The sequence below is a fragment of the Psychromonas sp. SP041 genome, from assembly GCF_000470315.2.
GTDB lineage: Bacteria > Pseudomonadota > Gammaproteobacteria > Enterobacterales > Psychromonadaceae > Psychromonas.
In genome coordinates this window covers 100,902-114,109 of sequence record NZ_CBRF02000006.1, presented here as the reverse complement: position 1 = coordinate 114,109, position 13,208 = coordinate 100,902, and the positions used below count along the sequence as shown (strand labels likewise).

The 13,208-nt window shown below is 36.4% G+C and carries 10 protein-coding genes and 1 tRNA gene; 3 read left to right on the top strand and 8 right to left on the bottom strand.

The window, feature by feature from the left end; all coding sequences use genetic code 11:
* Positions 1-8: 8 nt before the first annotated feature.
* The 3 genes from rpoD to SP041_RS05100 all read left to right on the top strand — a co-directional run bounded on the left by rpoD (position 9) and on the right by SP041_RS05100 (position 3,873).
* Positions 9-1,853 carry an RNA polymerase sigma factor RpoD gene (rpoD, locus tag SP041_RS05110; protein WP_025563764.1) on the top strand — a complete coding sequence of 615 codons (1,845 nt, stop codon included), beginning with the start codon at positions 9-11 and terminating at the stop codon, positions 1,851-1,853.
* A gap of 131 nt (positions 1,854-1,984) precedes the next feature.
* Positions 1,985-2,061: transfer RNA gene (locus tag SP041_RS05105), tRNA-Ile, on the top strand.
* A 441-nt stretch (positions 2,062-2,502) separates the two neighbouring features.
* Positions 2,503-3,873, top strand: coding sequence for an MFS transporter (locus tag SP041_RS05100; protein WP_025563766.1), 1,371 nt, complete (start codon positions 2,503-2,505; stop codon positions 3,871-3,873).
* Positions 3,874-4,348: 475 nt separating this feature from the next.
* On the opposite strand, the gene cyoE is transcribed toward SP041_RS05100, so the two are convergent.
* The 8 genes from cyoE to SP041_RS05060 all read right to left on the bottom strand — a co-directional run bounded on the left by cyoE (position 4,349) and on the right by SP041_RS05060 (position 13,170).
* Positions 4,349-5,233, bottom strand: coding sequence for a heme o synthase (gene cyoE / locus SP041_RS05095; protein ID WP_025563768.1), 885 nt, complete (start codon positions 5,231-5,233; stop codon positions 4,349-4,351).
* A 37-nt stretch (positions 5,234-5,270) separates the two neighbouring features.
* Complete coding sequence (gene cyoD, locus SP041_RS05090; RefSeq protein ID WP_025563770.1) at positions 5,271-5,600, bottom strand: cytochrome o ubiquinol oxidase subunit IV; 330 nt, start codon at positions 5,598-5,600, stop codon at positions 5,271-5,273.
* Entirely contained in the window at positions 5,600-6,235 is a 636-nt protein-coding gene (gene cyoC, locus SP041_RS05085; protein WP_025563771.1) for a cytochrome o ubiquinol oxidase subunit III, read from the bottom strand. The genes cyoD and cyoC overlap by 1 nt, the downstream gene beginning before the upstream one ends.
* Positions 6,232-8,235, bottom strand: coding sequence for a cytochrome o ubiquinol oxidase subunit I (cyoB, locus tag SP041_RS05080; RefSeq protein WP_025563772.1), 2,004 nt, complete (start codon positions 8,233-8,235; stop codon positions 6,232-6,234). Before cyoB ends, cyoC begins: the two co-directional genes overlap by 4 nt.
* Before the next feature lie 2 nt (positions 8,236-8,237).
* A complete protein-coding gene (gene cyoA / locus SP041_RS05075) occupies positions 8,238-9,170 on the bottom strand; it encodes a ubiquinol oxidase subunit II (RefSeq protein ID WP_025563774.1) in 933 nt (310 codons plus the stop codon).
* Positions 9,171-9,579: 409 nt separating this feature from the next.
* On the bottom strand, positions 9,580-9,945 hold the full coding sequence (locus SP041_RS05070) for a hypothetical protein (protein WP_137297444.1): 366 nt from the start codon (positions 9,943-9,945) through the stop codon (positions 9,580-9,582).
* Positions 9,946-10,670: 725 nt separating this feature from the next.
* A complete protein-coding gene (locus SP041_RS05065; RefSeq protein WP_025563778.1) occupies positions 10,671-11,921 on the bottom strand; it encodes a sensor domain-containing diguanylate cyclase in 1,251 nt (416 codons plus the stop codon).
* Positions 11,922-12,681: 760 nt separating this feature from the next.
* On the bottom strand, positions 12,682-13,170 hold the full coding sequence (locus tag SP041_RS05060; protein WP_025564679.1) for a hypothetical protein: 489 nt from the start codon (positions 13,168-13,170) through the stop codon (positions 12,682-12,684).
* Positions 13,171-13,208: the final 38 nt, after the last annotated feature.

Below are 13,208 nucleotides of genomic sequence, written 5' to 3'. Positions count from 1 at the left end.
TGGTACCTATGGCGCAAACACCTCAATCTCTACTGAAAGAATTGATCATTAAAGGTAAAGAGAACGGCTTCTTAACCTTCGCAGAAGTGAATGATCACCTTCCGCAAGATATCGTGGATTCAGAGCAAATTGAAGATATCATTCAAATGATCAATGACATGGGTATCCGAGTTGTTGAAACAGCTCCTGATGCAGATGATCTTATTTTATCTGGTACAGATAACGACGAACCTGATGAAGATGCAGTGGAAGCCGCAGCACAAGTGCTAGCGACTGTAGAATCAGAAATTGGTCGTACAACTGACCCAGTACGTATGTACATGCGTGAAATGGGGACAGTAGAACTACTGACACGTGAAGGCGAGATTGTTATCGCTAAACGTATCGAAGAAGGTATTAAAGAAGTACAAAATTCAGTTTCTGAATACCCAGCAACTATCCGTAACTTATTAGATAACTACGATAGCTACGAAGCTGAAGAAATGAAATTAACTGATTTAATCAGCGGTTTCATTGATCCAAATGATGATATGACTCAAGCAGTTAGTGCAACTAATATCGGTTCTGAATTATCAGAAAAAGAATTAGAAGATGACGATGCTGATAAAGAAGATGACGAAGAAGAGGAAGAAGGTCCTAAAGGTCCTTGTCCTGAAGAAGCCGCTGAGAAATTTGCAGAGCTACGTCGTTTAAATAACATTGTTGAAAAATCAATTACAAAAAATGGACGTAAACATGCAGATACATTAACTGCAATTAGCGAACAAGCTGAATACTTCCAACAATTTAAACTTATCCCTAAACAGTTTGACCGTATGGTAAAACTGATACGCGGTAATATGAATGCAGCACGTGTTCAAGAACGTTTAATTCTAAAAATCTGTGTTGAACAGTGCAAAATGCCTAAAGCAGATTTCATTAAAATGTTTAAAGGCAATGAAACGAACAGCGCATGGTTAGAAAAACTATTATCAGGCAACGAAGTTTTCGTTGCAGGTATTAAAGAGTCTGAAGAAGACTTAGAGCGTTGTATTCGTAAAATGTTAGCAATCGAAGTGGAAAGCACACTTAGTATTACTAACTTAAAAGAAATATCTCGTGCAATGAGCATTGGTGAAACTAAAGCTCGTCGTGCTAAAAAAGAAATGGTTGAAGCTAACTTACGTCTAGTTATCTCGATTGCTAAAAAATACACCAACCGTGGTTTACAGTTCTTAGATTTAATCCAAGAAGGTAACATCGGTCTAATGAAAGCCGTTGATAAATTTGAATACCGTCGTGGTTACAAATTCTCAACATACGCTACATGGTGGATCCGTCAAGCAATCACTCGTTCTATCGCTGACCAAGCGCGTACAATCCGTATTCCTGTACACATGATTGAAACGATTAATAAGCTTAACCGTATCTCTCGTCAAATGTTACAAGAAATGGGTCGTGAGCCACAGCCTGAAGAATTAGCTGAACGCATGATGATGCCTGAAGATAAAATTCGTAAGGTATTGAAAATAGCTAAAGAGCCAATTTCAATGGAAACACCGATTGGTGATGATGAAGATTCACATTTAGGTGATTTCATTGAAGATACAACCATTGCATTACCGGTTGATAGCGCAACAAGCGAAAGCCTAAAAAATGCAACTAATGATGTATTAGAAGGCTTAACGGCTCGTGAAGCTAAAGTACTACGTATGCGTTTTGGTATCGATATGAATACTGACCACACGTTAGAAGAAGTGGGCAAACAGTTTGATGTTACACGTGAACGTATTCGTCAAATCGAAGCAAAAGCACTACGTAAACTTCGTCACCCAAGTCGCAGCGAACAACTTCGTAGCTTCTTAGACGAGTAAACTTTGCCATTAAAGTAAGGTTTATACATTTTGTTATATAAATCTTATCTTTAACGCTGATTAAATAAGCAATCAAACGCAATAAGCTAGACAGTTAAAAAACTAGCTTATATAATCAGCGAACAAATTTAGGCCCTTTAGCTCAGTTGGTTAGAGCATACGACTCATAATCGTCAGGTCCCCCGTTCGAGTCGGGGAAGGGCCACCATATTGTAAAAAGGCGTAATAGATTAATTTCTATTACGCCTTTTTTTATATCTTCAATTTAAAGTTTAATTACTTGCTGTCGCTATAGATAAAATCAAAGGTTTAATAAAACCTTCAATTAAAAATAGATTAAGTGACCTATAAAAATATAATTTAAGATCTTGCCACTTACTTTTTTACTCATGACCTCTTACAAGAAAATCAGACTTCAAATAAACACCAATTATGCACATTCGATGACAATCATCATTTTTATTTTTTAGCTTGATTGGTTTTTAATGCTTTGGGCTATAAAGCCTGATCAATAAAAGATTAATGAATGTAAAAGAACTTAACCTCAAAGAGTTTGAGGTTGATTGACCGTGGTTGCATGATAAAATGAAATTCCCTCCTGACATATGCCTATGCCTAGGGTTTCACTACAATAGAGTTAAAATATTTTATGAGAGCTTCTGGTTTAAATAGTATTGAAAAAAAAGCAGCATTTTCGCTTGCTGCTGTTTTTGGTCTTCGTATGCTTGGCCTATTTATGATCCTACCTGTTTTTGCTATCTATGGAGAACAATTAGCAGGATACAGCCCGATGTGGATTGGTTTAGCAATTGGTGCTTATGGTTTAACACAAGCGATGTTACAGATACCAATGGGTATTTTGTCTGATAAGTACGGTCGAAAACCAATTATTTTAATCGGCTTGTTAATTTTTCTTTTAGGTAGTGTTGTTGCAGCAATGTCAGATACTATTTATGGCGTAGTATTCGGTCGAGCACTACAAGGCACTGGTGCAATTGCCAGTGCAATATTAGCATTAGCAGCTGATTTAAGCCGTGAAGAGCAACGCCCGAAAGTAATGGCAACGATTGGTATGTTTATTGGTTTATCATTCACCATAGCAATGGTAATGGGCCCCATCGTAGCGAAAGCTTTTGGTTTGAGTGGTTTATTTTGGTTTATCGCTGTACTGACGATTTTAGCCATGCTATTGATTCAATTCATGGTACCTCACTCAGTTAATAAAGCTCCTCGGGGGGATAGTGTTGCTTTACCTGCACAGCTTAAAAAATTGGTTCGTCACCCTCAATTATCACGTCTAAACTTTGGTGTATTTACTCTCCATATGGCGATGACTGCATGCTTTATTACTTTGCCTAAGCAGTTTGTTGCTAGTGGCTTAATGCTTGAAGATCATTGGCAATTATATTTACCTACGTTAATTGGCTCATTCTTTTTCATGGTGCCATTCATGATTTATGCAATCAAAAAACAGAAAGAGAAACAAATGTTATCGGCTTCCGTTTTATTGCTGACATTGGCTCTGTTCCTTTTATGGTATTTACCGATGAGCTTTGCAAGTTTAGTGGTATTAGTGATTATGTTCTTCACTGCATTCAATTATTTAGAAGCGACTATGCCCTCCATCCTATCGCGAATTGCACCTGCTGGTGTGAAAGGTAGTGTTATGGGCATCTATTCTAGTAGTCAGTTTTTAGGTGCATTTACGGGCGGTGTTTTAGGCGGTCTAATCGCCAGTCGTTTTGGTGAGCAAACTATATTCTTAGTCATGGCTGTTATTAGCGCAATATGGTTATTAGTCACGCTGGGCATGAAGCCACTTAAAAAATCGAAAAACTTCAGCTTTGCCATTAATGTTGAAAATGAAAAGCAAGCAGGTGAAGTAGCTGAGCAATTAATTAATATGCCAGGTGTCATTGAAGCAACGATTGTATTCACTGAAGCGATAGCTTATTTAAAAATTGATGAGAAAATAGTTAATATTGCAGAGATTAAAGCGCTGCTTAACCAACCTAAATAATAAAATTAATAGGCTGTTAAGGACCAATAGCAGCCTATTAACTTCCTCGACTCGACCTCGCCTTTACTTCTTTATACAAATATCATTTCACTGTATTGAATAACAAACTGACCTTGAATAACAACTAGCTCTGGTTAATAAACCTGTTCTGAATAATGGAAAGTTGGTTGTGAATAACGCCGTATTTTAAGTATTAGTTCAAACGAGTTTAGATCGCTTGAAAGATATTGAATATGCTGTTCTTGTCTATTCTTAGCTCGTTTAGTTTGTTATTCAATACAGTAAATATCTTCATTACTTTTTCTTTATAAGTTTAAACACTTGTCTCTTGGGTGAATCACTCACTAGAGTGATTCAAGTAGTGAAGAAGCAATAGTCATTAGGCAAGAAAAAAGGCCTAGAGTGTTAACCCTAGGCCTTTTTATTCATATCATTTACATATCGCTCTTCGTAATAAAAAGAGCGAAAGATTGGGTTAGTTAAACCCAATTATATGTGGTGCCATACTCTGATAATCCACCGCCATAGCAATGCTCAAAGCGGTAATATTAATAATAGAGAAGGCGAACACTTGGCGAGCCCACCCACTAACATCAATATTACGACGGTAGCCCCTCAATGCCATTAACAACCACCAAAAACTAGTGGTACAAGCGACGGCCATAAAGGCAGCTCCCGTATAACCATTGATTGGCAATAACATCACAACTAACGTGTATATTGCGATATACAACACGATATGGCGTTTTGCTTTATCAATTCCTTGCGCTACTGGTAACACAGGAATATTCGCCGCTTGGTAATCTTTAAAGCGGAAAATAGCAATCGCATATGAGTGTGGCATTTGCCATAAGCTAAACATAACTAATAGTATCAATGCACCCGTATCAAATTGGCCAGTCACAGCACAGTAGCCAACAACGGGTGGCACTGCGCCAGATAAGCTACCGACAAACGTGCCATACACTGAATTACGTTTCATATACAGGCTGTATACACCAACATAAATAAAGTAACCAAAGGCAGCAAAAAGCACAGCAACTTGTGTTGTATAGGCAATTAATAGACCGAAACCTATTATCCCTAGAACAATGCCGTGACATAAAGCAGTCATTCCAGACATCTCGCCAGTCACGGTTACTCGTGTACGAGTTCGTGCCATTTTGATATCTATATCTCTATCAATCACATTATTAATAGCACAACCCGAAGCAATAACGAGCGACAAGCCAATTAACGTAGCTGTCATTAACCAAAGGTCTACATCACCTTTTGATGCGAGCAAAAAACCGCCCGCAACACTGATGAAGTTTCCCATGATAATGCCAGGTTTAGTCACACTCCAATAACGACGAAACATCTTTAACCTCTTCTTACAAACTATCAGTTACTTTAAATTAGTACATCATCATTGCGTTAGATTCGTAAATAATCCAAACAGATAATCCCACTACCATGACGATAATCAAGGCACTGAATAAGAACGAGAACGTACTCGCTCTTCCATCTTCAGTGATGAAATTAAGGTGTAAGAAATACTTTAAATGTACCCAAATTTGCACAATAGCTAACGTAATAATGGTCCATAACGTAGTCACTTTTGAAAAGTCACCTGTCATTACCATATAAAACGGAATGACTGTCAAAATAACCGCTAACACAAAACCAATTAGGTAACCTTTAACGGTACCGTGAGATGCATCATCATGTGTTTCGTTATGATTCATTACATTACTCCCATTAAATAAACAACGGTAAATACACAAATCCAAACAATGTCTAAGAAGTGCCAAAATAAACTTAAACACATTAGACGTGTCACGGTTGGTTTACCTAAACCACGGCGTGCAACTTCGATCATCATTATTGCCATCCAAATTAAACCCGCTGTTACATGTAAACCATGTAAACCAACTAAAGCAAAAAATGAGCTTAAAAAAGCACTTCCCTGCGGGCCATTACCATGTTCAATAAGGTGAGTGAATTCATAGATTTCCATACCTATAAAGGTAGCACCTAGACAAAAAGTGATCGCTAACCACATTAAAGTGAGTGCTTTCTTTTGTCCTTGTGCGCAAATCATCGCAAAACCAAAAGTAATACTACTGATCAATAACGCAGCAGTTTCAACGGCAACAAAATCAAGTTCAAAAATATCTTTACCGGACACTCCGCCAACCGTATTCATAAATAACACGGCATAAGTAGCAAAGAACGAAGCAAATAAAAGACAATCGGTCATTAAATATAACCAAAAACCAAATACAGTATCGCCAGAAGTATCATGATGCTCATGTGCATGATCATCATGTGAGGCTAGTGCTGTATTTTCAGCCTCTACGTTGATAGATAACGTACTCATGCTTTTATCCCCTTACTGTTATTTTTAGCCGAACCGCTTAAGTTGAAGGCATTCTCTGTTGCTAAAACTTCTTCTGGTTGCACGTAATAGTCAACATCATTGCTGTAACAACGTTTAATAAATACTGCAATAGCACCGACTAAACCAACAATCGCTAACCACCAAACATGCCAAATCATAGCGAAACAGAAGATAGTTAATGTTAGGCCCATCAAGACACCAGCAGCAGTATTTTTAGGCATATGAATAGGTTCATAGCTTGCTTTAGACTGATAAACTTGTCCCTTTTCTTTCATATCTGTCCATGCATCAATGTCATGTACTTCAGGGATCTCAGCAAAATTATAAGCTTGTGGAGGTGACGATGTCGCCCACTCAAGCGTATGACCATTCCATGGGTCGCCCGTTTCATCATCAAGCGCTTCACGATCTCTAAAGCTCACATATAATTGAACAACTTGACAAATAATACCGAACATAATGAGTACAGCACCGCCAGCAGCGATATATAACCAGATATTCCAATCAGGGTTATTAGTGTGGTTTAAACGACGCGTCATACCTAAGAAACCAAGTACGTAAAGCGGCATAAATGCAACAAAGAACCCAACAATCCAGAACCAGAAAGCTGCTTTACCCCAACGTACGTTGAGTTTAAAGCCCATTGCTTTAGGGAACCAAAATGAAAAGCCAGCAAGGTAACCAAAGACCGCACCACCAATGATCGTATTATGGAAATGTGCAATTAAGAATAGGCTGTTATGTAATACATAATCGGCACCTGGTATCGCTAATAACACACCTGTCATACCGCCTACCGTAAAGGTAACCATAAACCCAAGTGTCCACATTACTGGGACAGTCATTTGTAAACGACCACGGTAAATAGTAAATAGCCAGTTGAAAAGCTTCACCCCTGTTGGGACCGCAATAACCATCGTCATCACACCAAAGAAAGCATTAACGTTGGCACTCGACCCCATGGTAAAGAAGTGATGTAACCAAACAATAAAGCCTAAAATCGAAATCGCGCCACTTGCGTATATCATCGATGTATAACCGAATAAACGCTTAGAAGTGAACGTAGAAATAATTTCAGAGAAAATACCAAAAGCAGGTAAGACTAAAATGTATACCTCAGGATGACCCCAAGCCCAGAATAGGTTGATGTACATCATGGCGTTACCGCCACCATCATTGGTAAAGAAGTGGAACCCTAAATAACGGTCAAGCGTTAACATTGTTAACACGGCGGTTAATATTGGGAATGACGCTGCAATTAAGATATTAGCCCATGTACAAGTCCAAGTAAAAATTGGCATTTTCATCAAAGTCATACCTGGCGCACGCATTTTAAATACAGTCACTAAAAAGTTAACTGCAGTTAATAACGTACCAAGCCCAGATATCTGTAAGGCCCAAATATAATAATCAACTCCGACTCCTGGGCTAAACGTCAGCTCCGATAGTGGCGGATAAGCTACCCAACCTGTTTTAGCAAACTCACCAAAAACAAGTGAAATATTAATTAAAATCGCACCGCTGGCTGTTAACCAAAAACTTAAGTTATTTAAGAATGGGAAAGCAACATCACGTGCACCAATTTGCAGCGGCAAGATGATGTTCATTAAACCAATCATAAATGGCATAGCCATAAAGATGATCATAATAACACCATGCGCTGTAAATATTTGGTCGTAATGCTCTGGAGGTAAAATCCCCGGGGCACCACTTGTTGCAAGCGCAAGTTGAGTTCGCATCATGATGGCATCACTGAAACCACGGAACAGCATCACTAAAGCAACGAAGATGTACATGATACCTAAACGTTTATGGTCCACCGAGGTGATCCAATCACGCCAAAGTACACCCCATTTTTTATATTTTGTAATAAGAGTAAAAAGAACAAGTCCGCCAATAGCAATGGCAGCCATTGTGAACACAAGAATTGGTTCATGGTACGGAATTGCATCTAAAGATAATTTACCTAAAAACGACATACTTATTCCTCGCCTTGGCTAATAGATGGTGTTGCTGAATGTTCAGCCATGTCATGAGGCATATCAGTCATTTTTTTCATACCTTTCATGTCTTTCATACCTGGCATATATTTCATGATAATGGTGTGGAACAACCCTTTATCAACATCGCCGTAATAGGTTACTGGGTTATTTTCACTTGCTTTAGCTAATTCGTAATAATTAGCTTTAGTCAGTTTATTACCCTTTGCTTTTACATCACTTACCCATTTATCAAAATCACCTTGGGTAGGCGTTGCAATTGCATTAAATTTCATACCAGAGAAACCCGCACCACTGTAATTTGCAGAGAAGCCTTTAAAGGTACCTGGCTCATTAGCAATTAAATGCAACTTAGTTTCCATACCGGCCATTGAGTAAATTTGACTACCCAATTGCGGAATGAAGAATGAGTTCATCGTACTTTCTGACGTGATTTTGTATTCAACCGGCACATTAGCGGGGAACACCAATTCATTTACCGTCGCAATACCTTGCTCAGGATAAATAAATAACCACTTCCAGTTTAATGAAACGACTTCAACAGTAAGATGCTTACCTTTCCCTTCGATCGGTTTATAAGGGTCTAAACTATGGGTTGATTCCCAAGTAATGACACCTAAAATAATCACGATAACGATTGGCACAGCCCAAACAAAAGCTTCGATTTTATTTGAGTGAGCCCATTTCGGAGCATAAATTTCATGAGTTTGTGTATCTCTATATTTCCATGCGAAATATAAAGTCATCACAATAACGGGGATCACGACAAGCAGCATCAGTACAGTAGCAATGATGATTAAGTTCTTCTCATCAATACCAATTTGACCTTTTGGGTCAAGTACTCCGCCTGAACAGCCAGACAATGCCAGCACTGTACTAGCTAACGCGATATTACAAAGGTTGCGAATTAACAATGGACTATCCTACTAATACCTATCAGCATCATTATTTTGTAAACATCACTTATCAAAATGGGCGATAACACTGTTTTCAATCCTAATAGCTCACTATTGGGATTAACAACACCTTGTACTTGCTCATTTTTAATACGTCATGTTAAACAATTTAATTAAGCTAAATTGGTATAACCTAAATGTTGAAAGATGTTGTTTAAAAAATAAGTAGTTTAAAAACAACAGAGTAGATAATTTCCCAGTGTATTTTTATCATCGATAGAAAATGCTAGCGATTAAAATAATGAGAAAATTAAGAGAGTTGGTTGAATCGCAAAAGACCGTTTTTATATAACTTAAAGATGAGTAATATTAAAAATAAAGCTCAACATGAATTAAAGGATATAAATAACAGTTAGCGTTCAACTAATTACAGAGGTGGTGCACGGCAACCATGAGTATTAAGCCCAATAAAGGACTGAAGTGTTTCACTAGTAGCAAAGGCCGCTTTTTGCAAAGCAATAGCGGTACGGCGGGCTGAAAAAAATAGAAATATTAACCAGCATAAGCCAATAAGTAATTGGCCAGATAATTCAGGATCAGATAAAAAATTAAAGATGCTCACTAGCGAAGACTCAGATAAAGTATCTTCAGTTAAAAATGAGCTTAACTCACTCGCATTTTCAACGACACCGCTAAACAACATGCTCGAATTTACTAATAAAAGAATCAATATAGACAATAACTTTCGTTCTACAAAAATATATCGCGCACTCGAATGTAATCTATTTAACATAGATGGCACTTTTATTTGCATATAATGTAATAAACTCAAAAGCATTCGCCTTAGTAGTTATGTGAAAATATTAAAAATAAACGATTTAAACTTAAACGCCCTACTTTATTTTCAAAGCATCTAATGTGATTCAAATCAAAAAAGTCTGAGTAAGCACTAAATTTCGGCAAGTATAACAAAGTCATTGTAGGCAACAAGTAGAAAAGACCTTTACTAGTAAGTTATTTAGTTTTAGTTAAGATTCAACAGCGGACTAATTACCATTACATTGTTCGATATTCAGTTTAATGGACGTTATATTGTTGATATCTTTATAATTAATTATCAACACTATTAAACCCGTTCTTTTATAATCTTGATGCCACTAATACGATTATCGTTAATTCAATCAATATTATTATTTTTACAATGATTTAAACGGTAACTTACATCACAAATGTGAACATCTATATATACTTATTAAGTATAAAAATAGATCAAATAAAAGTGTTATTTGAGAAATATTATTTTTTGGAAGGTTCTTTTTTGAAGGTTTTTTTTTGAAGGTTTTTTGAAGGTACAGAGGAATAATGCTTTTAAACCCCTTCCCTTTAAAAAGATAATCTATAGATAAACTTTATTATCAAAAACTAGCTGCTCACTCAGCTGTTCTCTTTCGAAAGGAATTGACTGACGAGATAAATGTTTTCCGCTATTCCTATGCTTACGCTTATATAAAAAATCTACTAAGAAACAATAGCAACGCACCCTTTTCCTTGATGCTTCGCTTGGTATAATGCTTTATCTGCCTCAGATAACAGCGTCTCGACGTTATGCACTTTTTTTGATAAAGATGATACGCCAATACTCACGGAGAAACTCAAACTTCCATTATCAATATCAATGGATAAATTGGCCAAATCATTACAAAGACGATCTGCAATGAGTTTTGCATGCTCTATATCAGTTTTAGGTAAAATAAGTACAAATTCATCACCTCCCCAACGACCGATAAAATCACTTTCTCTAAGGTTCTTTTTAGCGGTACTAGCAAACGATTTAAGTACCAAATCTCCACTATGGTGACCATTTTGATCATTAATATTTTTAAAGTTATCGATATCAATTAATACACAGCACAAAGCATTTGAATGCTGTTGTGCATAAGTAAACTCTTCTGCTAATAATTCATTAAATGCACGACGTGTTAATAGGTTGGTCAATACGTCGTAGTTCGCTCTATGCTCGAGACGTTCACGCAGTAATTGTTGTTCAGTGATATCCATTACCGTTATTTGCGTAGCAGGTTCGCCATCCCAGACAACCGTCCTTGATAATAAACTCACCCATACAATTGAACCATCAAGACGTATTCCTTTACTTTCCGTTTTAATAACACTTTCAACCCCAGAAAGTAATGATCTATTATCTCGGTAGGCTTGCTCATGATATTCAGAAGGAATTAACGAAAGAATAGTTTTACTATTTAATAGTGCTTGTTCGTTCTCAAAACCAAACATTTGTACATAAGCATCATTACAAAATAACGGTTTAAAATTATTATGTACCAAAATACCTTGAATTGAGCCATCGACTAAAACTCGATAACGCTCTTCGCTTAAGGTCAAATTACGCTGCATTTCAAACTGATAACTTAGGTCAATAATAATCACCTGCATTGCAGGGGCACCTTCCCAGTCAATAATATTATCAATCGCGAGTACTGTTAATTCATTGTTTTCTTTATCAATATTTTTATAGGTACGAACACCTGGTTTTTGTTTACCTGACATAAGGTTTTTATAAACCTCTAGTGCTTTTGAATGCTCCTCTGGTGAAATCAATTCTAATATACTAGTAAGCGATAAAATGCTTTCAGCATTCTGATAGCCATAAAAACGAGCATAATTATCATCACTATACAGAGGTTCAAAATCGCGATGAACGACAACGCCATAATGGGGCTCAATATGTAATTTCTCAGAAAAACCAGACATGCTTTATTCTCTCCATGATTAGCATACAACCTAAAAATTTTAAATTGGGTTCTAAAGAAATAGAAAGTATCACATCTATACGCTTTTTTATTTATATTTATTTAATATTATCATTAATAGATTGTTTAATAAAAAAATAGCAAGAATCTTAATTATCAAACATAAAAGCTTAACTATTTGAATAAATATAATGAGCTTAATTTTAAAGCATCATTTTTATACCAATCTGGATAAATAAATGGTCTATTTAGGCGTTAGGTAAAATGGATGGTAGCAAGGCGTTGATTGCAGTAGCTAGATTCTCATTACAAAATCAACAACGAAGCTAGCATTCATTTTAACAAGCATAAATGACTAGATAGTTACTTATATAGTTACTTAGATTGGTATTAGTTTACCTTTTAAACATAATAGTTTTTTAGATAACGAAAGACCTCAAAAATTAAAGAAGTTAAAGAAGTTAAATCTTCATATTATCAAATAATACTATAAGGAATTAAGAGGCTTAAACATTTGTATATGATAGCTATTATTCTGAAGGTTTATTATTGGGCAGGTTCAGCCTTGGAGTACATAGCAAGGAGTAACGAGGGTTTATATAATAGATACAACCATAAAAATACGAATATTTTTATGGTTGTAAGATTATGTGATCGCCATTTTATATGGTCATGAGGCTATATATATGATCTTATGCAGTTATAAAGCAATATCATTACACTGTGCAATTAATGCATATGTTATATGGCGACAATACTAATTAACAATCAGTATTTTGTGCTGCAACACCTTCTTTAGCACTTTCACAAGCATCTTCAAGTGCATTAACCGCATCTGTAGACATATCACTTGCTTTATCCGTTGTACTATTAATTGCACCATTTACTGTATTACTAGCATCTGTTGCCATTTCACTGGCTTTGTCAGTTGCGTTATTAGCTGCATCGTTTACTGAATTACCAGCATCAGTTGCCATATCGCTGATATTTTTACCGGTATTTTCAGCAGCATCATCAGCGTTTTTAACCATTTCAGTCATTTCTTCACCAACAGAGTCTGCTGCTTGCCCTGCTTCAAGAACAACTTCATCTACTTTTTCACCTGCTTCTTTAACTGCATTATTTACATCAGCGGCTACTTCGTCTACCTTTTCACTTGTTGTCGTTTCAGGTTTATCATCACATGCAGCTAAAGCAAATACAGCTGTTAAAGCAATGATTGAAGTTGTTAAATATTTTAATTTGATCATGGTTATTTCCGTTAGTTAATTGAATTGTTAAGAATTAC